Here is a 19,733-nt window from a genome sequence, read left to right as displayed (position 1 = left end):
AAGATTGAGTACCCACTGGGACGCGAAGTCCCCGGTTCCGGCGACTCGATCGCAGCGGAATCAGGAGAGAAAATAATGTCCGTTCAAATGAGAACGATCCTTGACGTGGCCGATAACTCGGGTGCGCGCCGGCTGCAGGTGATCCTGCCGTTGGGCGGTGGCCTGGGCAAAAAGGCCGGTTTGGGTGATGTGGTCACGGCCGCGGTGAAGGAAGCTTCCCCGGATGGCACAGTGAAGAAGGGCAAGGTCGTCAAGGCCGTGATCGTGCGCACCCGGAAGGAAGCGCGCCGCAAGGATGGCACTTACATCCGCTTCGACCAGAACGCGGCTGTGGTAATTAATGATGCTGGCGAACCCGTCGGCACGCGTGTGTTTGGTCCGGTAGCCCGTGAGTTGCGCGATAAGAAGTTCCTGAAGATTGTTTCCTTGGCGCCCGAAGTCATCTGAGTCCTTAGCGGCACCAGTAGCTCGGAGCGAGGAACGCAGTTTGCGTTCCTCGCTTTCGTTTTGCTTGGCACTAGGTACGTGACAGGAGTTTGCCTGTCGCTTAGCTTGGTGCGGCAGTAATCTAACGGGTATGGTTTGCGACATCGGTCGGAAGATCTGTTTGCTGTTCTCGGCGCTTGTCTTGAGCGCCACGTTCGCGTCTGTCGCCCAGGCGGCGAGCGGACATCCGATCTCAGGCAGCACTCTTTACCCGCGGCTGATACGCATCGCTCACGGAGGCCCTGCCAATGGCAGGATTTTGGCGAGCACGACGGGTCGCATCCTGGAAAGTGTGGATGAAGGGAAGACCTTTCAGCTGATTAGCCGTCCCACCCCGGTCGCGGGCAGCTCGGAACGGTGTTGCGCCACGTTGTTCGAGATGCCGCGAACCGTCGGCTCCATAAAAGAGGGGTCGTTGCTCTATGCCGCGTCCGACTTCACGGGCGGCGTTCCATCCATGGAGCTATACCAGAGCACGGATGAGGGTCACACCTGGTCGTTTCACTCGGTGATCAAGCGCGCCGGCGACGGAAAGCATGGCCTGTGGGAGCCGCACTTCTCAATCGCGCGCGACGGTGCCCTGGTTGTGTTCTGGTCCGACGAAACTGATGCATGCTGCAGCCAGAAGCTGATGCAAGCGCGCACCGTGGACGGCCACAATTGGGTCGACTTCCGGGACACAATTGCGACGACGGTGCAGTCGGATCGTCCTGGGATGGTCACCACGACGAAGCTTCCGAATGGTAGCTACTTCATGACATATGAGGTCTGCGGCCACTTTCAATGCGGTGTCTTCGCCAGAACGTCACCGGATGGTTGGAATTTTGGCGATCCCACGGACCTGGGCCGGCTGTTACGGACGGGAGATGGTTCCTACTTTGCGCACGCTCCGCAGACAGTTTGGATTCCAAACGACGGTGGGATGCTGCTGGTGATTGGCCAAATGCTCTATAAGAGTGACGGAACCGTCGATGCCGTGCGTAACGGTCGGACCATTTTTCAAAACACCTCTGTCGATGGAAGCGGGCCGTGGTCGCCGATGGCAGCACCGATTGATGTGCCGCGATCCTTTGACAATTACTGCCCGAACTATTCTTCGGCTCTACTGCCCGTCGCGGCAGGCACGCTTCTGGAGTTAGCTACCGACTATGACGAGAAGAGGCAATGCATCACGTATTCCGATGTCATGTCGATGGCACACTTAGAATTTAAGATCGCAGCACATGTCCGGTAAAGAATACAAAGTATTCTGGCCATCAGCATCGGTTCAGGCCCGCGGGGGTCTTTATTAACACTGGATGACTAGGTGCAAGCTTGGCTGGAACGAAGTGTGCTAAGTGATCGGATGAAGGCATAAATTCACTTCAGGCAGGCACGGAAAGCGCTTGGCGCCTTGCCTTTTGCGAACTCGTATAACTGAGATCGTCGACTTTAGACGATACGCCGTTCTTTCGGCTTGACCCCACCGATGCGGCGCAATAGGTTCGGGATTGTTCCAACGTTCTCCCGATTCTGTGTAGCCCAACCAATCACGACGAGGATCCAGTGAAGAGAATCCTAGTAATGTTCTGCGCGTTGGTCTTGTCGACTTTCGCGATCAACGCTCATGCTGATGGCATCCAGGCAATCGCATATAACGTACCTGGCTCAACCGCGTACAACGTGCCAACTCTGGGCAACACGCCCGGCCAGGGTGCGACCGTAGAGGCGACCTTTACTGCCTCAGCTATCAACTTTTCCGGTGATAGTAATTACTCCTTAGGCGGTTTTTTGAACTCCTTCGGTGCGGCGTCCAACATCACTTACATGAACGGCTACAGTGCCACAAGCAGCCTGACTAACACGTTGTTTGAATTTACCGGAACGGCTTACTTTGTGAACGGCCAGACCTTCAACGTTTATCACGACGATGGGGTGAATCTGTACGTGGATGGCGTTAACGTCCTAAGCCAACCAAACACCACTTCGCCGATCACCACTCCTTACACCTACAACGGAGCGACTGGCAATCACTCCTTCGATTTCATTTATGCAAACGGTCCGCCAACCCAGGCAGACTTTCAGACCAATCTTGTGACCGCTACAACCGTTGCGGCTACGCCGGAGCCGTCAAGCTTTGCGCTTCTGGGCACGGGAGTGCTGGGTGCATTGGGAATTCTCCGCCGCCGATTCGTTTAAGTGCGGAGTTGCTCCGGAAAGGCTCCGGCTCGCTGGAGCCTTCTTTTTTTGAAGATCCCAAATAGTTGACCCGGGCCGGCTGATTTCTCGACAGATAGACGTGAGCATGCATGTGATTGGACCGATATCGCTTGAGCGACTGTTCACAGCATCACTGACATTTACTGGTGATCATGGAACCGTTCCGAACCTGCCTGCAGCAGCGTGTGTCTTGGGCACGCGTTTTCTAAGTTTGACGTAGGCGGGAATCTCTCCACAGCTCGAAAGACCTAGCTTCGCACCGAGTCTAGGTTGCGTCGGCTTCGACTTTCGCGTAGAGTAAGTGAGTTTGGTCCAACGTTTCATCCCTCCACCTGCTGAGGCAAGAGCAGAGGCCTGTGCCGGGACCACGGTACGGGATAAGGAGCAGGAATGGCACATATTTTGCGCAACGATCAGGTGATCGTGCTTGCCGGCAAGAACAAGGGCGCGACCGGGCGGGTTCTGCGGGTGATTGCGGATAAGAACCGAGTTCTGGTTGAGGGCGTGGCGATCATCAAGAAGCACGTCAAGCCGAATCCGCAGGCCAACATCAAAGGTGGCATCGCGGAGCAGGAGGCGCCGATTCACATCTCGAATGTGGCGCTGATGGATTCCAACGGCAAGGCAACCCGTGTGGGTATTCGTACCGTAGACGGCAAGCGTGAGCGCTTTGCAAAGTCGACAGGCGAAACAATCGCGGTGCCGAAACGGAAGTAGCTGCCGGGTTCTGCGCATCGCGTTCCGCAAGCACAGTCTTCTCCGCTACGCTGGACGGTAGAGATGTCCTGCTCCGGTTCGATCGCAGTGCAAAAAGTGATTTCTTTGCACGTTTGTGAGAAGCGGCATTGTTGCGGGATGCGTAGATGAACGAAGTTTAAAGAATTGATAGTTCAGGAACACCCCACGAAACGGTACACGGCGTAAGAGCGTCACTCCGGAACCGTGGAGAAAGACAGGAACGGAATGGCAGCACGTCTGCGCGATAAGTATGCAACCGAGCTTAAGGGCGCGGTTCAAAAGGAGCTCGGCATCAAGAATGTGATGGCCGTGCCGAAGGTCGAAAAGATCATCATCAACATGGGTCTGGGCGAAGCTACGCAGAATAACAAAATTCTCGACCCTCTGGTGAGTGATTTGGCCCAGATTACCGGACAGAAGCCGGTGCTGACGAAGGCGAAAAAGTCGATCGCGCAATTCAAAGTGCGCGCCGGCCAGTCCATTGGCGCAATGGTTACCCTGCGCGGTGATGCGATGTATGAGTTCCTGGATCGCCTGATCTCGGTCGCCCTGCCCCGTGTACGCGACTTCAAAGGGGTGTCCGCGAAGAGCTTTGATGGTCGCGGCAACTACACGCTCGGCCTGCGCGACCAACTCATCTTTCCGGAGATCGACTATTCCAAGGTGGAAAAGCTGAAGGGCATGAACGTGACCATCGTGACCACTTCGCCTGACGATAATGGCGCCCGCGTGCTTTTGAAGCACTTCGGTATGCCCTTCCGAGCATAACGCGAGCTGAGAGAGGATTATAGAAATGTCGACCACCGCAAAAGCAGTCAAAGACGCTAAAAAGCCCAAGTTTAAGAGCCGCCAGCACAACCGTTGCCAGATCTGCGGGCGCCCGCGGGCGTTCCTCCGCAAGTTCGGACTTTGCCGCCTGTGCTTCCGTGGGCTCGCGTTGAAGGGCGAGATCCCGGGCGTTGTAAAGTCATCCTGGTAGGTGCTTCGCGCCGTCCTGACGCGCTTCGCGCTCGCTAGGCGCCAACTTAACATTAGTGGTCTTGCGCGAAGCGCATCCGCTGTATGCAATGCAAATCCTCTGCTGGTTCTGCCGCCAAACAAGGCCGCAGCAAACGAGAGGTAGAGAGAAGAAAGACATGAACCTGACCGACCCAGTCGCAGACTTCCTGACCCGCGTTCGCAACGCGATTCGCTCGCGCCACCAAAAGATGGACGTTCCCGCTTCCAACCTGAAGGCCGAGATCGCCCGGATTCTGAAGGAAGAGGGTTACATCACCAATTACAAGGTGACGGAAGAAGAGGGCAAGCGCGTGCTACGCGTCTACTTGAAGTACTCGTCGGAAAACCAGGCGGCGATCACGGACCTGAAGCGTATCTCCAAGCCGGGTTCTCGCGTGTATCTGGGCAAGGATGAGATTCGCAGAGTGCAGGGCGGTCTGGGTATTTCCATTCTGACGACGCCGAAGGGCGTGATGACCGGACGTCAGGCGCGCCGCGAGAACGTTGGCGGCGAGATTCTCGCTCACGTCTGGTAAGTCTCGCGCCGTTCTGTACCCGGTGCATGCGGTCGATGAAGGTACGCAAAGTTGTAGCCGGAGTACTTTGGTGCTTCGAGAAGTTAGCACGACAGCTGATTGATAGGCATGCGATAAGGATATCGCATGAGGCTGCAGTGGAACGGAACGGGCGACGGCCTGTCCGCGACTCGCAAGCCGTGAAGGAACATAAGAATGTCACGTATTGGTTTAAAGCCGATTCCGAAGCCGGCAGGTGTGAGCTACGCGGTGAACGGCAAAACTGTTGAGGTCAAGGGCCCCAAAGGCACCACTACCGCACTGCTGCCTACGGGCATCAAACTTGTGGAGCGCGACAACCAGATCGTTGCGGAGCGCGAGAACGACTCGCAAAAGGCCATCCACGGCCTCGCGCGCGTTCTGGTCTTCAACGCCGTTGAGGGTGTGACTAACGGCTGGAAGAAAGAACTGGACATCGTTGGCATCGGCTATCGCGCGGAGATGAAGGGTAAGGAAATGGTCGTCTTCACCCTCGGCTATTCCCACCCGATTGAATTCCCGCTGCCGATTGGCATCGACGTTGCGATCGATCCAAAGCAGACTCACGTGACCGTGAGCGGCATTGATCGCCAGAAGGTTGGCCAAGTCGCGGCGGACATGCGCTCGCTGCGCAAGCCCGATCCGTATAAAAACAAGGGCGTCCGGTACACAGACGAAAAGTTGAAGAAGAAGGTCGGTAAGACCGGTAGCAAGTAGTAGTTCGCATCGTTTCAATGCGCGCTGTGCGTATTTGTCAACTGCGACATCCGTTGGTCGGCTCGTATCAGGCGAACCTAGACCAGCAATTTCACGAGGCGCCGGACCAGATGCCGGCGCTCTCCGACTCCGAACGCGGCCGCCACAGGTAGCTGCGCCTGTAGGAAAGGAAGGAACACAATGATTACACCCACGCAGCGCAATGTGGTCCGCAAGCGGGTCCACAAGCGTGTACGGAGCAAGGTAGCGGGCACGACGGAACGTCCGCGCCTGAACGTCTTCCGTTCGCTGAATCACATTTACGCGCAGGTGATTGACGACTCGCAGTCGGCAACCCTGGCAGCCGCCTCGACCATGAGCAAAAAGGGCGAGGAGAAGAAGGTTGGCGGGAACATCGAAGCTGCCAAGCTGGTCGGCAAGCTGATTGCGGAGCGCGCCCAGGAAAAGGGCATCTCCAAGGTCGTATTTGACCGCGGCGGTTACTTGTATCACGGCCGCATCAAGGCCCTTGCCGACGCCGCGCGCGAAGCCGGTCTCGAGTTCTAACTCAGGTTCAACGGAAGGATTTCGAATGGCACTCAAGAAGAAGATTGATGCAAATCGCCTGAACCTGAAGGATCAGGTTGTAGCGATCAACCGCGTAACCAAGGTGGTCAAAGGCGGCAAGAACATGAGCTTTGCCGCACTCGTCGTCATCGGTGATCCGGCCGAGGGTGTAGTGGGTTATGGCTCGGGCAAGGCGAAAGAAGTGCCGCAGGCGATTCGCAAGGGAATCGAAGCAGCGAAGAAGAACCTGCACAGGGTCAATCTGACGGAAACGTCAATCCCGCATCAGGTGCTTGGCCGTTTTGGCTCGGGACACGTGCTGCTGAAGCCGGCTCCTGAAGGTACGGGCGTCATTGCTGGTGGCGCGGTGCGCGCAGTTATGACCTCGGCCGGTGTGCAGAACGTGTTGACCAAGTCTCTGGGCACCGCCAATCCGCACAACGTGATCAAGGCAACGTTTGACGCGCTGACACAGTTGCGAGACAAGGCTGAAGTTGCTGCGCTGCGCGGCAAGTCGATCGAAGAGCTGTAAGGAATCGGAACGGGGCGTGGGCGCTGAGCCTGCCCCTTGTTCGTTCGGAGAAGAGCAATGGCAGAGAACACGGGCAAGATCAAGATCCAGTACTACCGCTCAAAGATTGCGACACCAGTCAAGCACAAGCTGGTCGTCAAGGGGTTGGGCTTTACACGGCTGAATCAAATCGTGGAGCGCGAGGACACACCGTCGATTCGCGGCATGGTGGCGGTGGTGCCGCACCTGGTGCGTATCGTCCAGTGAGAATCCTTCGCTTGTTCATCAGGCGATCACACGGCTGACTTAGAACAAGGGGTCAGCAGCCGCAGAATCCATGGCGGCAAGCATGCGAGTCGGCTCAAACGCCGGCGTTAGCGAGGAAAGCAATGGCACTGAATCTTTCGAACCTTGGCGCGCCCAAGGGAGCAAACAGCAATAAGAAGCGTGTGGGCCGCGGTATGGGCTCGGGCATGGGCAAGACGTCGACCCGCGGTCACAAGGGTCAGCGTTCCCGCTCGGGTTCGCGCATGATGCGGGGCTTCGAAGGCGGTCAGATGCCGCTGCACCGCCGCCTGCCGAAGCGTGGCTTCACCAATATCTTCCGCCAGGAATACTTTGTGCTTGGCCTGGATCGCATCGCGCTGATTGCTGCGACCAGTAACGAGGGCGAGCTGACGCCGGAGATCCTGCACAAGCTGGGTGTGGTCAAGAAGAAGAACGGCTTGATCAAGATTCTTGCGAACGGCGAGATCAACACGGCCGTGACCGTGCATGCGCACAAGGCCAGCAAGCAGGCACAGCATAAGATCGAAGCCGCGGGCGGCAAAGTCGTTCTGCTGGGTGGCGCGCCGGCAGAAGAAGCGCAGGCGTAAGTTCACGCTTCTCGTTACAATCAGAGTGTACGCTTCGTGATCTGAGGCAAGCGGGTCGGGCCACTTGGCTCGGCCTTTGCCCTGTATAGCGAGGCCGGTCTCCCTTAAGAAGGGCCGAAGTTTTCAGGATGCGTTGGAGCGCTAGCTCCAGATGGGTGTTTCCGCCGGATGTTTGACAAGGTCGCCAATATCTTTCGAATCCCGGATCTGCGTAAGCGGGTTCTGTTCACATTGGGTCTGCTCGCCGTGTATCGCCTGGGCGGGCATATCCCAACCCCGGGTATCAACGCTGACATGCTGGCGCAGTACTTTCAGCAGAACGCCGGATCTTCGCTGGGCCTGGTAGACCTGTTTACCGGCGGGTCGCTGCGGCGTCTGACGATCTTCGCGCTGGGCATTATGCCTTACATTACGGCGTCGATTATCTTTCAGCTGCTCACAGTCATTTACGAACCTCTGGCCAAGCTGCAAAAGGAAGGCGAGGTCGGTCGCCGCAAGATCACACAGTGGACGCGGTATGTCACCGTGCTGCTGGCGATCGTGCAGTCTTTCGCGATCGCGCTCACGCTGACCAAGAGCTCAACCGGCGCGCCCATGGTGACCATGAGTGGGCCGGCGTTTACGGCATTGTGCGTCTTGACACTAACCACGGGTACGGCGTTCATCATGTGGCTGGGTGAGCAGATCACCGAGCGCGGCATAGGCAACGGTATGTCACTGCTGATTTTTACCGGCATTGTGGCGGGTCTGCCGAACGGCATCAACGATCTGATGGAGAAGGCGCGTGACCAGGCGTGGGGTGGATTTACGCCGGTGGCGATTGCATTGCTACTCGTGGTGATGATTGCGGTCGTCGCGTTCATTGTGTATGTGGAGCGCTCGGAGCGGCGCATTCCGGTGCAGTATGCGAAGCGCATCGTGGGCCGGCGGATGATGGGCGGCCAGGCGACACACCTTCCGTTAAAGGTGAACTCGGGCGGCGTCATGCCGGTCATCTTTGCGAGTTCGATCCTTTCGGCTCCGCTTCTGTTCGCGAACAACGCGTTTGTGCAGAACAACTCAGTATTGCGCAAGATCACTGAGGGGTTGCGGCCGGGTGAACCGTGGTACGAGCTGATCTATATCGTTGCGATCATCTTTTTCGCCTACTTCTACATTTCGATCGTCTTCCGTCCCGATGACATTGCGGACAACATGCGCAAGTACGGCGGCTTCATTCCGGGAATCCGTCCGGGCCGGCGCACGTCGGACTTCATCAACGACATCCTGACGCGGATCACGTTGGTTGGCGCGATCTACCTCATCGTGATCTCCATCATCCCGCAACTTCTGATCGGCGGGATCCACTTCAATCACCTATGGCTGCTGGGCGGCATCTTTGACAGGATGCCAACCTGGGTAAACAACGGCCTGGGGCTTACGTTCTATTTCGGCGGGACCTCGCTGCTGATCGTAGTCGGCGTCGCGATGGATACGGTCCAGCAAGTGGAATCGCAACTTATCATGCGGCACTATGAGGGTTTCACGCCAAAGAGCGGCCGCATTCGCGGCCGACGAAGTTGGTAGTACCGGTGGCCGAGATTGTTCCGATAGAGTCGAAAGGAGCTGTGGATTTCATTCCAGGCCCCGTGCTGCTCTTGGGTGCTCCCGGTGTAGGTAAGGGCACGCAGGCACAGCGGCTTTTGGAGCTGTGGGGTATCCCGCAGATCTCCACGGGTGACCTGATCCGCGACAACATCCGGCAGGGCACTCCGATTGGGGTCAGGTTTAAAGAATTGGTCGACGCCGGCATTTATGTTCCGGATGAGGTTGTGAATCAAATGGTGGCGGAGCGAACCGCCGAGCCAGATTGTGCCCGCGGATTCATCCTGGACGGCTATCCCAGGACGCTCGGTCAAGCGGAGTGGCTGGATACCTTTCTTACGAATGGTACGGGCGCAGGCACGTTACCGCTGGTTGCGATTTCCGTTCAGGTTCGCTATGATGAGTTGTTGCGTCGCGTGACGGGGCGGCGCGTGGGTCCGGTTTCGAAACGAATCTACAACATTCACACCAATCCGCCAGTGTCACCTGGTGTGTGCGATGTGGATGGCGAGCCGCTCGTGCAGAGACCGGATGATACCGAAGAGGTCTTTGCCGATCGAATGCGCGTATTCACCGAGCAAACCGCTCCGGTGATTAATCATTACCGTGGCCTCGGCAGGTTTGAGGAAGTGAACGGGGAGCAGGCCGTCGAAGTGGTGACGGAGCAGATTTCCGCGGCGCTCAGGCGCCTTCGGAGCAGGTAAGTGCGGCGGCTTACACCAGCAGAGCCGCAGAAAAGATCTTTGAAGTAGAGATGGCGATCGTACTGAAGACACCGGCGGAAATCGAGCGCATGCGCAAGAGCGGCGCGTTGTTGCGGCAGGTCCATCAGGCCGTGGAAGCAGCTGTGAAGCCCGGCGCGACGACGATGGATCTGGAGCGGGTCGCGGAAGCCAAGATTCGTGAGTTCAGTGCGAAGCCGGCCTTTAAGGGATATCAGAACTATCCCGCGTGCCTGTGCACGAGCGTGAATGAAGAGGTTATTCACGGGATTCCCTCAGAACGAAAGGTGCTGAAAGAGGGCGATGTCGTCAGCGTGGATTGTGGGCTTTTACTTGACGGGTACTATTCGGACGCGGCGGTCACATATCCGGTGGGTAAGCTGAACGAACCCGCGCGTAAGTTGCTGGACGTGACGAAGGCTTCGCTCGAGCAGGCGATCCGCGAGGCGCATGTGGGTGCGACGCTGGGTGACATCGGTGCTGCGGTGCAGGAGATGTGCGAGGCCGAGGGATACGGCGTGGTGCGAGAGTTCGTAGGACACGGCATTGGACGCAGCATGCATGAAGACCCGCAGGTGCCAAATTACGGTCGGCGGGGCAAAGGGCAGAAGCTGAAGCCGGGCATGGTGCTGGCCATCGAGCCTATGATCAATGCTGGTACGGCTGAGGTGCAGGTGCTGAAAGATGGTTGGACTGCTGTGACGAAAGACGGAAGTTGGTCGGCGCACTTCGAGCACACGGTGGCAATCACAAAGGATGGACCGCTGGTTCTCACCAGATAGGTGATGTTGCGGTGAGCAGGGAACGGTCGTGGCATGGTGCCGCACCGCAAAGAGTTTGAGGAGAGAGTTTGTCGAAGGAAGACGCAATTGAAGCCATGGCGGTCGTCGTCGAGACGCTGCCAAATGCGATGTTCAAGGTGGAGATGGAGAACAAGCACCAGGTGCTGGCTCATGTGTCCGGCCGGATGCGCAAAAACTTCATCCGCATTCTGCCTGGCGACCGTGTTGCCATCGAGTTGAGCCCGTATGATTTGTCGCGCGGGCGAATTGTATACCGCTACAAATAGCGAATCAGCAGGTCAGCGGTCTCTGAGTCAGCCTTGATCAGAAGAATCGCTGCAGTAAGGAAGCAGAGCAATGAAGGTACGTGCAAGCGTGAAGCGCATTTGCGACAAGTGCAAGATTGTTCATCGCCACGGCGTGGTGCGAGTAATTTGCGAAGTCGCGAAGCACAAGCAGCGTCAAGGATAGTTCGTCCGGCGTTTGAACCATAACATAGCGGAACCCAATGGTCTTATGGGGCGAGTTCGCCGAAGTCAAGGCGTGCGATGAACCTCGGGCACTCCGCCTAACCCGCCAGCAGGCGACAGCGCCAGTGGCAAAGGAAGTAAGAGGAAGACACAGACATGGCACGTATAGCAGGTGTCGATTTGCCGAACAACAAACAGGCACGCATCGGCCTAACCTACATCTTTGGAATCGGCCCGTCCCGTGCGCTCAGCATTCTTGCAAAGGCGGAAATTGATCCGTTGCGCAAGCTGCAGACGCTCGATGAAGACGAATTAAATCGCATTCGTGGTGTGATCGAGCAGGAAGGCGGGATAGAGGGTGACCTCCGCAAGGAAGTCGGCCTGAACATCAAGCGCTTGATCGAAATCCAGAGCTATCGCGGCCTACGCCACCGCCGCTCTCTGCCTGCCCGCGGGCAGCGCACCCACACCAACGCCCGCACGCGCAAGGGTCCCCGTAAGGGCACGGTTGCCGGCAAGAAGAAAGCGACAAAGTAAATGGCCAAGCAGCAGAACAAGGGAAACTCGGGTGCTGCCGGCAAGTCCGGCAAGGGCAAGAAGTTCAAAAAGCGGGAACGGAAAAACGTTCCATATGGCCTGGTCTTTGTTCAGGCTTCGTTCAACAACACCATCGTGACGATCACGGACCAGCAGGGCAACACCCTAAGCTGGAAGAGCTCGGGTTCGCTCGGCTTCCGTGGCTCCCGTAAGGGTACGCCGTTTGCGGCGCAGCAGGCTGCGGTCAACGCCGCGCAGGCTGCACGCGATCACGGCCTGCGCTCGGTCGACGTGCGCGTCTCCGGTCCTGGTTCGGGCCGCGAGTCGGCGGTGCGTGCGCTCGCGGTGGCGGGACTTGAGGTCCGCTCCATCCGCGACGTGACGCCTATCCCACACAACGGCTGCCGTCCGCCAAAGCGCCGCCGCGTGTAAACAACAGGGGACAGGCAACAAGGATCAGCGAGCATGCTGTGCTCTGTTGCCTGTGCCATTCCATCTGGATCGGGATGACACGCCGCCAGCGCGTAAACCGATTGACTACCGAAGTATTGGAGAGAAAACTTATGGCACGTTATACGGGAGCTGTCTGCCGCCTTTGCCGGCGTGATGGCGTCAAGCTGTTTCTGAAGGGTTCGCGTTGCTTTTCTGAGAAGTGCGCCATCGATAAGCGCAACTTTCCTCCGGGTCAACACGGTCAGGCGCGCGCGAAGAAGATCGTCGGTTACGGTCTGCAGCTACGTGAGAAGCAGAAAGCCAAGCGCATCTACTTCACACTCGAGGGTCAGTTCCGCGAGTACTACGAGAAGGCAAACCAGAAGACCGGTGTCACTGGCGAATTGCTCTTGCAGCAGCTTGAGCGTCGCTTGGACAACGTAGCCTACCGAATCGGCTTTGCGATCAGTCGTCGGCAGGCGCGCCAGGTCGTTCGTCACGGTCACGTTCAGGTCAACGGACGTAAGGTCAACATCCCGTCGTACCAGGTCAAGGTTGGCGACGTGATCGAGATCCGGGACAAAGCGAAGAAGATGGAGATCCTGGAGACGAGCAAGCAGTTCGCGGCGGGCCTGCAGTCGCCCATGTGGTTGCAAATTGACCGCGATGCGTTTTCGGGCAAGGTCGTCGCGCTGCCGAAGCGTGAGGAGATTCAGCTGCCGGTCAATGAACAGCTGATCGTCGAACTTTACTCGAAGTAAGCAGGTCAGAAGTTACGGGTTCTGAGTTGCGAGTCATAGCTCGTTTCTCGCAATTCGTAACTCACCTGTTGACTTCCACGAGGGACAGCCGCTCGCATCCAGGCTGTTGTAAGTGGCACATCGTCACTCAACCAGCAAGACCGAATCCCGGCACTCGCAGAATGCTTCGCGGCTCCGCTCGGGAGGAGGAAATGAAGGAGAGTACCCATGTTGTGGAGAGGTTTTCAAAAGCCCAAGCGCCTCGCGGTCGAGCAGGAGTCGCTCACTGAGAAGTATGGCAAATTCAGCGCGCAGCCGTTTGAGCGCGGCTTCGGTACCACGATCGGCAACAGCCTGCGTCGGACGCTGCTGAGCAGCATTGAAGGCGCGGCCGTGACCGCCGTGAAAATTGAGGGTGTGCTGCACGAGTTTCAGTCGATCCAGGGCGTCGTGGAAGACGCGACGGACATCATTCTGAACCTGAAGCAGATCCCGTTCAAGCTGAACGGCGACGGCCCCAAGGCGCTGTATCTGCGCGTGGAAGAGCCGGGCGTGGTCACCAGCGGCATGATCGAGGCCGACGGCGATGTCGAGATTCTCGACAAAGACGTGTACATCGCAACTGTGTCCGAAGGCGGCAAGCTCGACATGGAGATGCGGTTGAAGCGCGGTCGCGGTTATCAGTCTGCGGACAAGAACTACGATCCGGATCTCGGCATCGGCTTCATCCCGGTGGACTCGGTCCACTCGCCCGTGCGCAAGGTGAACTACGCGGTGGAAGCGGCACGTCTCGGTCAGATTACCGACTACGACAAGCTGACGCTTGAAATTTGGACGAATGGTACGGTGCAGCCGGCCGATGCGCTCGGACTTGCGGCCAAGTTGCTGAAGGATCACATGACCATCTTCATCAACTTTGAAGAGGAGATGGAAGCGGGTCTGGATGGGGCGCATGACGGCCCCGCGATGCGGAACGATAACCTGAACCGTTCTGTGGAAGAGCTAGAGCTCAGCGTTCGCAGTTACAACTGCCTGAAGAACGCGAACATCGCAACCATCGGCGAGCTGATTCAGAAGACCGAAGCCGAGATGCTGAAGACCAAGAATTTCGGTCGCAAGAGCCTGAATGAAATCAAGGAAATTCTTGCTCAGATGGGTCTGTCGCTCGGTATGAAGATCGACGAGAACGGTCAGCCGCAGCCCGGCCCGACCTCCGTCCTGCCTGCGGCGACGCTGGCGGCGTCGTTCAACAGCTTCGATGATGAAGAGGATGAGGAAGAAGACGAAGACTTCCGCATGCCTGAGACCGAAAATTTTTAAGAGCAGGGAACAGGGATCAGGGAACAGGAAGGTATGTTGCGCTGATCAAGAACTCTGCGGCTCTGGTTAATTGGTCAGAGCGAAGTATAGAAAGAGCCGCTCCGGGTCATTTCCGGGGCGGCGCGTAGTTCGGAACGACGCACACGGATCTGTTCCCTGTTCCCTGTTCCCTGTTCCTGATCCCTAAGTTAAGAGAGAAGACAATGCGGCATCGTAAAGCTGGAAACAAACTTGGACGGAACCACAGCCATCGTCGTGCGCTGCTGCGCAATTTGGTCACCTCCGTCGTCGTCGAGGATCGTGTGGAGACGACCGTCGCGAAGGCGAAGGCAGTCCGTCCACTCGTCGAGAAGATGATTACTCTTGGCAAGCGCGGCGATATCCACGCCCGCCGTCAAGCCGCTGCGTTTTTGCAGACGCCGGACTCCGTTTCGCGCCTGTTCGCGACCGTTGCGCCGCGCTATGGCGACCGCCAGGGTGGCTACCTGCGTATCGTACGTACCGGGTTCCGCAAGGGCGATGGCGGCGAAAAGGCAGTCATTGAGCTGCTCGGCGCCGAGCAGGAACTGGGTGCGAAGCAGCAGAAGCGCGTCGAGGCGAAGACGAAGAAGCGCGAGGAACTGGAACGCCAGCTTGCCGAGCAGGGTGGCAACGAAGAAGGCGGCTCGGAAGAGAACGCCTAGTTTGCCAAAGCTGCAGCAAAGTTGGCAGCAGTACCGGACGGGACGCAAGGCAGCAATGTTTGTGTCCCGTTCGCCATTGCCGGGATCAACTCATTCCGCAGTTCATTCACTGTGAGCCGCGGCACCCCGGTGCTGCTTGGCGGCCGGCATGCGCCCAGGCAGCGCGGCATTTTGCTGCGCCTGGTGGTCGTCTGGCTGCCCGTGTTTGTCATGCTGCTGGTGATTGCGCGCGAGTCAACTGCAGCGTTCGGCAGTGTGAATACGTCGCTGTTCCTGCGGAAAATTTACGAAGCGATCTTCGGGCATGTGACGAATAGTGCGTGGGAACAGATTCACCACCACATCCGCAAGACCGGACACTTCCTGGGGTACGGAACACTGGGAGTGGTCTGGCTGCGGGCTTTTCTGCTCACGTGGTCGGTGCCTCTTCAACATCGGGCTGCCGCCGTGTGGCGTCGTTGGAGCCTCCAGATGGCAATCTGCTGCACGGCACTGGTCGCCTCACTGGATGAGGTGCATCAATCTTATATTCCGGACCGCACCGGCCTGGTGACGGATGTTTTGCTGGACACTTCGGGAGCAATCGTACTTTGCTTGCTGTTTGCCATTTTCTGGCTGCGGAGCGGTGCGCGCCAGGCGCGGCTCCAACCAGCGTGAAATTTGCTATCGCGTCTACTCCAGCAATGCACTGCGGAAGAGCCAGGCACCGGTCTGCCAACGACGAATGCTGCGCTGGTGAAGCAAACGCGACAGCGTTCGTCTGCGGCGCAGGATCAGCACCAGCCATGCAAACAGGATGTGCAGCAAAGCTCCCGCGGTATCCAGGCACACGTCAGAGATACACGCAGTGCGGTTTGGCAAAAAGCTTTGGTGCAATTCGTCCATGCTGGCGACCAGGGCTACTGAGAGCACTGCAAATGCGCTCGCAAGCAGTCGTACCTTTGGGCGGCTCTGGCGCAGGCGGGTCAGCAGTAACGACGTCCAACCCTGCAAGAAAACAAGACCGAGCGTGCCGTACCCGAGAAAGTGACCACATTTCCTGAGCACGTGGTTCAGTTCGACGATTCTGGCACTCGCAAGGTGCATTAACGGCAGAGACGCGCGGCTGAGCCATCGGATTGTATGATCCGCACCCATCACTCGCGTTGATTCGCAGCAGAAGACGAGCATTCCCAGTGCAACTTGCAGCCATGCCGCGGAAGGCTGAAGAAAGATGTTCCGGGGCGCTGTCGAGGGTGCTCCAATGTTCAGTCGTCGCTGTTCATATCGCATCACGCTGTCATGCAATGCACGTCTCTTGCCATTGCGCTCGAAAGTCTAAACCGCTGAAAGTGAGCAGTTTCGATAATGCTTGTGCCATGCATTCCAAACGGTGTTCCAAGCGAGGGCGGTGAGTACGAAAGGATTTCGCACTCCTCTGCTGCAAGCAGCCCACCGGCAACAACAAAGCCGCTCCGGGGGAGCGGCTTTTGTTGTTGCTGTGCATGGAGCCAATAACCCAGAACCTAAGCTTTATAGCTCTTTGCCAGTTCGAAGCGCTTATTCACTTCTTCCCAATTCACCGTGTTCCACCAATTGGCCAGGTACTCGGGGCGCTTGTTTTGGTACTTCAAGTAGTACGCGTGTTCCCATACGTCGTTGCCAAGAATTGGGTAACTGCCCTGCGAAATGGGACTGTCCTGGTTGGGCGTGGTCACAATGCCAAGCTTGCCGCCTTTGAAGATCAGCCAACCCCAACCGGACCCGAACTGTTTGGCCGTGGTCTCGTTGAACTGCTTCTTGAATGACTCGAAGTCGCCGAAGTCCGCCTTGATCTGTTCGCCGATCGCACCAGCGGGCTCGCCGCCACCGTTCGGCTTCATGATCTGCCAGAACATGGTGTGGTTTACGTGTCCACCGCCATTGTTGCGAACAACACTGCGAACGTCCTCGGGAATTGCATCCAAGTTCTTCAAGAGGTCTTCGGGCGATTTGGAGCCCAACTCGGTGTGCTTTTCCACCGCGCCATTCAGGTTGGTCACATAGGTGGCGTGGTGCTTGTCGTGGTGCAGCTTCATCGTGGCTTCATCGATGTGCGGCTCCAGAGCGTTGTAGTCATAAGGAAGCGGGGGAAGTTCAAAGGGCACGATTCTCTCCTTGCGCGTTGCGGTTCTGAGGCGTTGGGCGGGCGCTCACGCAGCGCCGGATATCAGCTAGGATGCCTGAACCGGAGAGCCGGATGCAGCCAGATGCTGCTGGATACACACTGCAGAGGGAAGTCCTCATGTGTTCAACCTGCAACCCGCACCGGTGTGGTGCAATGGGACGGTTATGGAAGCAATCAATGCTTTATACAAATGGCTGCCGGATCAAGGCTGCGCAACGGGCGGCCCGGGTATCCAGCCGCGCTGGACTTCCAGCAAAAAAGACGCGGTTTGCACGGCGTACTCAGCTGCTAGCCGCGTTTGGTTCACCATTTCGCATGGAACGCTGAACGAGATCTACTTCCCGACGATCGACCGGCCGCAGACGCGCGATATGGAGCTCCTGTTCACGGACGGCGAGACGTTTGTTCATGAAGAGAAGCGCGACTTCGAGTTCGATTTCCACTACATCGACCCGGACGCGCTTGCAGTGCGAGTGGTCGCCAGCGATTTGGGCGGCCGGTACACCGTGACCAAGGACTTCATCTGCGACCCGCACCACCCTGTGGTGCTGATGCGCGTAAAGCTGGACGGCGATGAAGAAGTGTTGAGCCGCATGAAGTGCTACGCTCTGCTGGCGCCGCACTTGGACGGCGGTGGCGCGGGCAACAACGCACGCGCGGTCGAGGTGGCAGGGCAACGCGCGGTGCTCGCCTGGAAGAACAAAGTACATCTAACCATGGGCGTTGACTGCGGCTTTACGCGAACCTCATGCGGGTATGCGGGCACGACAGACGGGTTCCGTGACCTGAAGCACGACATGAGGATGGATTACCAGTTCGGCGAAGCGCTGGACGGCAATCTGGCCCTGACCGGCGAGATTGATCTGTCGAAGACGCGCGAGTTTACGCTGGCCATCTCCCTGGGGGAAGGCCCACACGCTGCGTTGTCGGGCATGATGCAGTCGTTGAGCGTGCCGTTTGACCTGCATCTGAAGCGCTTCGTCGAGCAGTGGCATCGCGCGGCATCGCCCGAGCGGTTGGCCGCGGCCAGCATGGACAAGGGCCGCCTCATGCGCATCAGCCACAACGTAATCCTGGCGCACGAGGACAAAGTGTTTCCCGGCGCCTTCATCGCGTCGCTGTCCATCCCTTGGGGCAACGCAAAAAGCGACGACGACCTGGGCGGTTATCACCTGGTCTGGACACGCGACATGATTCAGTCCGCCACGGCGCTGCTGGCCTGCGGCCGCACCGATACAGCGCGGCGCGCCTTGGTGTACCTGGCCTGTACGCAGCGCCCTGACGGGTCGTTCGCGCAGAACTTCTGGATCGATGGAACGCCCTACTGGACGGGCATTCAGCTCGACGAGGTGGCGTTCCCGATCACGCTGGCCTGGCGGCTTTGGAAGGTCGGTGGCCTTGGCAACTTCGACGTTTTCCCGTTTGTCGAGCAGGCTGCGGCCTTTCTGGTGCAGTACGCGCCCATCACGCAGCAGGAGCGATGGGAAGAAGCATCGGGCTACTCGCCGTCGACGCTTGCAACCGTAATCGCAGGCCTGCTGTGTGCAGCCGACATCGCGCAGGCACATCCCGCGCCTGAACTCGCCAAGTTCCTGCAAAGCTACGCCGACTGGATCGAGGAACACCTGGATGAGTGGACGACCACGAACAATGGCGTGTTGCTGCCGGAGGTGAAGCGGCACTACGTGCGCATCTGCCCGCCCAATCCCGGTGAACCCTTCTACAACCCGGAAGCCGGACCCGGCCGGTACAACATCGCAAACCGCGCGCCCGGAGAGCAGTTCAATTTCGCCGCAAATGAAATCGTGGACGCCGGGTTCCTGGAACTGGTGCGTTACGGCATCCGGCGCGCCGACGATCCACTGATCGTTGACTCGCTCAAGGTGATCGATCACGTGTTGAAGATCAACACGCCATACGGACCGTGCTGGCGCCGCTACAACCATGACGGGTACGGCCAGCAGAAAGACGGTGAGCCGTTCATTCACTATGGCCAGGGCCGCGCGTGGCCGATTCTAACTGGCGAGCGCGCACACTATGAACTTGCCGCGGGCGGCGACTACCAGCCGCTGATTCAGGCCGTGGAGCGATTTGCAAGTTTTGGCGGCATGCTGCCCGAGCAGGTGTGGGACTACAAGGACATGCCGTCCAAGGGAATGTTCTTTGGCCGCTCCGCCGGTTCCGCGCAGCCGCTGGTATGGGCGCACGCGGAATACGTGAAGCTGCTGCGGTCGTGTGTCGATGGCAAGGTGTTCGACCGCATCTCGCTCGCGGAGGAACGCTACGGCGTACGTCGCGAAGAGCGCACCTGGAAGAGCGACGTCGAGTTCTTCAAGATCGCGCGACCGCTGAAGCAGATTGGCGCCGGCAAACTTCTGCAGGTCGTCGATCGCGAGTTCTTCGAAGTGCATTGGACAATAGACGGCTGGGCGACACAGAACTGCACCCGCTCATCGCTCATCGGCTATCCCGGCTTCGCTGCGGAACTGGTCATGCCGGATGGCTTCAGCGGCGACCTGGAACTGACGCTGCACTGGCCCAATTCTGACCGCTGGGTGGGCCATAACTTCACGGTGAAGGTTGGCGCGCCGCCGTCCTGACGCATCGAACTCGTACAGGCCGCGCGTACACTGTGCGTAAGGCTCGCAGCGCGAATCTCTCACGATGGTTCATGCTGCAGTACGAACGAGCT

25 protein-coding genes and 1 pseudogene are annotated in these 19,733 nt (G+C 58.1%); 24 read left to right on the top strand and 2 right to left on the bottom strand.

What is annotated here, in order from left to right; translation table 11 throughout:
• Positions 1-75 precede the first annotated feature (75 nt).
• The 23 genes and pseudogenes from rplN to ACOFKT_RS11750 all read left to right on the top strand — a co-directional run bounded on the left by rplN (position 76) and on the right by ACOFKT_RS11750 (position 15,552).
• A complete protein-coding gene (gene rplN, locus ACOFKT_RS11860) occupies positions 76-447 on the top strand; it encodes a 50S ribosomal protein L14 (RefSeq protein ID WP_047496466.1) in 372 nt (123 codons plus the stop codon).
• Between the two features lie 298 nt (positions 448-745).
• Positions 746-1,720, top strand: a complete 975-nt coding sequence (locus ACOFKT_RS11855) for a hypothetical protein (protein ID WP_419804199.1) — start codon at positions 746-748, stop codon at positions 1,718-1,720.
• Between the two features lie 347 nt (positions 1,721-2,067).
• Positions 2,068-2,664, top strand: coding sequence for a PEP-CTERM sorting domain-containing protein (locus tag ACOFKT_RS11850; RefSeq protein WP_419804198.1), 597 nt, complete (start codon positions 2,068-2,070; stop codon positions 2,662-2,664).
• 411 nt (positions 2,665-3,075) lie between these two features.
• Positions 3,076-3,402, top strand: a complete 327-nt coding sequence (gene rplX / locus ACOFKT_RS11845; RefSeq protein WP_419804197.1) for a 50S ribosomal protein L24 — start codon at positions 3,076-3,078, stop codon at positions 3,400-3,402.
• A gap of 246 nt (positions 3,403-3,648) precedes the next feature.
• Complete coding sequence (gene rplE / locus ACOFKT_RS11840; protein ID WP_419804196.1) at positions 3,649-4,191, top strand: 50S ribosomal protein L5; 543 nt, start codon at positions 3,649-3,651, stop codon at positions 4,189-4,191.
• Between the two features lie 25 nt (positions 4,192-4,216).
• Positions 4,217-4,402 carry a type Z 30S ribosomal protein S14 gene (locus ACOFKT_RS11835; RefSeq protein WP_419804195.1) on the top strand — a complete coding sequence of 62 codons (186 nt, stop codon included), beginning with the start codon at positions 4,217-4,219 and terminating at the stop codon, positions 4,400-4,402.
• A gap of 157 nt (positions 4,403-4,559) precedes the next feature.
• The gene (gene rpsH, locus ACOFKT_RS11830; RefSeq protein WP_419804194.1) at positions 4,560-4,958 is read left to right on the top strand and encodes a 30S ribosomal protein S8; all 399 of its coding nucleotides are present in this window, start codon (positions 4,560-4,562) and stop codon (positions 4,956-4,958) included.
• Between the two features lie 195 nt (positions 4,959-5,153).
• On the top strand, positions 5,154-5,693 hold the full coding sequence (gene rplF / locus ACOFKT_RS11825) for a 50S ribosomal protein L6 (protein WP_419804193.1): 540 nt from the start codon (positions 5,154-5,156) through the stop codon (positions 5,691-5,693).
• 180 nt (positions 5,694-5,873) lie between these two features.
• A complete protein-coding gene (gene rplR / locus ACOFKT_RS11820; protein WP_419804192.1) occupies positions 5,874-6,239 on the top strand; it encodes a 50S ribosomal protein L18 in 366 nt (121 codons plus the stop codon).
• 25 nt (positions 6,240-6,264) lie between these two features.
• Positions 6,265-6,771 (top strand): 30S ribosomal protein S5, encoded by a 507-nt coding sequence (gene rpsE / locus ACOFKT_RS11815; RefSeq protein WP_419804191.1) that lies wholly within the window; start codon positions 6,265-6,267, stop codon positions 6,769-6,771.
• A 57-nt stretch (positions 6,772-6,828) separates the two neighbouring features.
• On the top strand, positions 6,829-7,017 hold the full coding sequence (gene rpmD, locus ACOFKT_RS11810) for a 50S ribosomal protein L30 (RefSeq protein ID WP_419804190.1): 189 nt from the start codon (positions 6,829-6,831) through the stop codon (positions 7,015-7,017).
• A gap of 128 nt (positions 7,018-7,145) precedes the next feature.
• Complete coding sequence (gene rplO, locus ACOFKT_RS11805) at positions 7,146-7,625, top strand: 50S ribosomal protein L15 (RefSeq protein ID WP_419807159.1); 480 nt, start codon at positions 7,146-7,148, stop codon at positions 7,623-7,625.
• Positions 7,626-7,793: 168 nt separating this feature from the next.
• Positions 7,794-9,191 (top strand): preprotein translocase subunit SecY, encoded by a 1,398-nt coding sequence (gene secY, locus ACOFKT_RS11800; protein ID WP_419804189.1) that lies wholly within the window; start codon positions 7,794-7,796, stop codon positions 9,189-9,191.
• A gap of 5 nt (positions 9,192-9,196) precedes the next feature.
• Positions 9,197-9,913 carry an adenylate kinase gene (locus tag ACOFKT_RS11795; protein WP_419804188.1) on the top strand — a complete coding sequence of 239 codons (717 nt, stop codon included), beginning with the start codon at positions 9,197-9,199 and terminating at the stop codon, positions 9,911-9,913.
• Positions 9,914-9,963: 50 nt separating this feature from the next.
• Positions 9,964-10,713, top strand: coding sequence for a type I methionyl aminopeptidase (gene map / locus ACOFKT_RS11790; RefSeq protein ID WP_419804187.1), 750 nt, complete (start codon positions 9,964-9,966; stop codon positions 10,711-10,713).
• A gap of 68 nt (positions 10,714-10,781) precedes the next feature.
• Positions 10,782-11,000, top strand: coding sequence for a translation initiation factor IF-1 (gene infA / locus ACOFKT_RS11785; RefSeq protein WP_174304802.1), 219 nt, complete (start codon positions 10,782-10,784; stop codon positions 10,998-11,000).
• Between the two features lie 70 nt (positions 11,001-11,070).
• Positions 11,071-11,184 carry a 50S ribosomal protein L36 gene (rpmJ, locus tag ACOFKT_RS11780; RefSeq protein ID WP_263411818.1) on the top strand — a complete coding sequence of 38 codons (114 nt, stop codon included), beginning with the start codon at positions 11,071-11,073 and terminating at the stop codon, positions 11,182-11,184.
• A 155-nt stretch (positions 11,185-11,339) separates the two neighbouring features.
• Positions 11,340-11,720: a 30S ribosomal protein S13 gene (gene rpsM, locus ACOFKT_RS11775; RefSeq protein WP_419804186.1), complete on the top strand. Its 381-nt coding sequence runs from the start codon at positions 11,340-11,342 to the stop codon at positions 11,718-11,720.
• Entirely contained in the window at positions 11,721-12,152 is a 432-nt protein-coding gene (rpsK, locus tag ACOFKT_RS11770; RefSeq protein ID WP_263411820.1) for a 30S ribosomal protein S11, read from the top strand.
• Positions 12,153-12,283: 131 nt separating this feature from the next.
• Positions 12,284-12,913 carry a 30S ribosomal protein S4 gene (rpsD, locus tag ACOFKT_RS11765; RefSeq protein ID WP_419804185.1) on the top strand — a complete coding sequence of 210 codons (630 nt, stop codon included), beginning with the start codon at positions 12,284-12,286 and terminating at the stop codon, positions 12,911-12,913.
• Between the two features lie 207 nt (positions 12,914-13,120).
• The gene (locus ACOFKT_RS11760) at positions 13,121-14,212 is read left to right on the top strand and encodes a DNA-directed RNA polymerase subunit alpha (RefSeq protein WP_419804184.1); all 1,092 of its coding nucleotides are present in this window, start codon (positions 13,121-13,123) and stop codon (positions 14,210-14,212) included.
• A 203-nt stretch (positions 14,213-14,415) separates the two neighbouring features.
• Positions 14,416-14,763 (top strand): annotated as a pseudogene (rplQ, locus tag ACOFKT_RS11755) (50S ribosomal protein L17); the annotation flags it as partial.
• 153 nt (positions 14,764-14,916) lie between these two features.
• Entirely contained in the window at positions 14,917-15,552 is a 636-nt protein-coding gene (locus ACOFKT_RS11750) for a VanZ family protein (protein ID WP_419804183.1), read from the top strand.
• A gap of 15 nt (positions 15,553-15,567) precedes the next feature.
• On the opposite strand, the gene ACOFKT_RS11745 is transcribed toward ACOFKT_RS11750, so the two are convergent.
• Complete coding sequence (locus tag ACOFKT_RS11745) at positions 15,568-15,981, bottom strand: VanZ family protein (RefSeq protein WP_419804182.1); 414 nt, start codon at positions 15,979-15,981, stop codon at positions 15,568-15,570.
• Positions 15,982-16,400: 419 nt separating this feature from the next.
• Positions 16,401-17,021: a superoxide dismutase gene (locus ACOFKT_RS11740; protein ID WP_419804181.1), complete on the bottom strand. Its 621-nt coding sequence runs from the start codon at positions 17,019-17,021 to the stop codon at positions 16,401-16,403.
• Between the two features lie 184 nt (positions 17,022-17,205).
• Here ACOFKT_RS11740 and ACOFKT_RS11735 point away from each other — a divergent pair, with 184 nt between their 5' ends.
• Positions 17,206-19,641: a glycoside hydrolase family 15 protein gene (locus ACOFKT_RS11735; protein WP_419804180.1), complete on the top strand. Its 2,436-nt coding sequence runs from the start codon at positions 17,206-17,208 to the stop codon at positions 19,639-19,641.
• The last annotated feature ends 92 nt before the right edge of the window (positions 19,642-19,733 follow it).

It is taken from the genome of Terriglobus sp. (genome assembly GCF_965201105.1).
In the GTDB taxonomy this organism is placed as follows: domain Bacteria; phylum Acidobacteriota; class Terriglobia; order Terriglobales; family Acidobacteriaceae; genus Terriglobus.
The sequence above is the reverse complement of the archived record's forward strand: the minus strand, read 5'-3'. Positions and strand labels throughout refer to the sequence as shown.

What these genes read in the sequence shown, in the direction of transcription:
- rplN (WP_047496466.1), top strand. Translation starts at nt 76, where the DNA reads ATGTCCGTTCAAATGAGAACGATCCTTGACGTGGCCGATAACTCGGGT.
- rplX (WP_419804197.1), top strand. Translation starts at nt 3,076, where the DNA reads ATGGCACATATTTTGCGCAACGATCAGGTGATCGTGCTTGCCGGCAAG.
- rplE (WP_419804196.1), top strand. Translation starts at nt 3,649, where the DNA reads ATGGCAGCACGTCTGCGCGATAAGTATGCAACCGAGCTTAAGGGCGCG.
- ACOFKT_RS11835 (WP_419804195.1), top strand. Translation starts at nt 4,217, where the DNA reads ATGTCGACCACCGCAAAAGCAGTCAAAGACGCTAAAAAGCCCAAGTTT.
- rpsH (WP_419804194.1), top strand. Translation starts at nt 4,560, where the DNA reads ATGAACCTGACCGACCCAGTCGCAGACTTCCTGACCCGCGTTCGCAAC.
- rplF (WP_419804193.1), top strand. Translation starts at nt 5,154, where the DNA reads ATGTCACGTATTGGTTTAAAGCCGATTCCGAAGCCGGCAGGTGTGAGC.
- rplR (WP_419804192.1), top strand. Translation starts at nt 5,874, where the DNA reads ATGATTACACCCACGCAGCGCAATGTGGTCCGCAAGCGGGTCCACAAG.
- rpsE (WP_419804191.1), top strand. Translation starts at nt 6,265, where the DNA reads ATGGCACTCAAGAAGAAGATTGATGCAAATCGCCTGAACCTGAAGGAT.
- rpmD (WP_419804190.1), top strand. Translation starts at nt 6,829, where the DNA reads ATGGCAGAGAACACGGGCAAGATCAAGATCCAGTACTACCGCTCAAAG.
- secY (WP_419804189.1), top strand. Translation starts at nt 7,794, where the DNA reads ATGTTTGACAAGGTCGCCAATATCTTTCGAATCCCGGATCTGCGTAAG.
- map (WP_419804187.1), top strand. Translation starts at nt 9,964, where the DNA reads ATGGCGATCGTACTGAAGACACCGGCGGAAATCGAGCGCATGCGCAAG.
- rpmJ (WP_263411818.1), top strand. Translation starts at nt 11,071, where the DNA reads ATGAAGGTACGTGCAAGCGTGAAGCGCATTTGCGACAAGTGCAAGATT.
- rpsM (WP_419804186.1), top strand. Translation starts at nt 11,340, where the DNA reads ATGGCACGTATAGCAGGTGTCGATTTGCCGAACAACAAACAGGCACGC.
- rpsK (WP_263411820.1), top strand. Translation starts at nt 11,721, where the DNA reads ATGGCCAAGCAGCAGAACAAGGGAAACTCGGGTGCTGCCGGCAAGTCC.
- rpsD (WP_419804185.1), top strand. Translation starts at nt 12,284, where the DNA reads ATGGCACGTTATACGGGAGCTGTCTGCCGCCTTTGCCGGCGTGATGGC.
- ACOFKT_RS11760 (WP_419804184.1), top strand. Translation starts at nt 13,121, where the DNA reads ATGTTGTGGAGAGGTTTTCAAAAGCCCAAGCGCCTCGCGGTCGAGCAG.
- ACOFKT_RS11745 (WP_419804182.1), bottom strand. Translation starts at nt 15,981, where the DNA reads ATGCACCTTGCGAGTGCCAGAATCGTCGAACTGAACCACGTGCTCAGG.
- ACOFKT_RS11735 (WP_419804180.1), top strand. Translation starts at nt 17,206, where the DNA reads ATGGAAGCAATCAATGCTTTATACAAATGGCTGCCGGATCAAGGCTGC.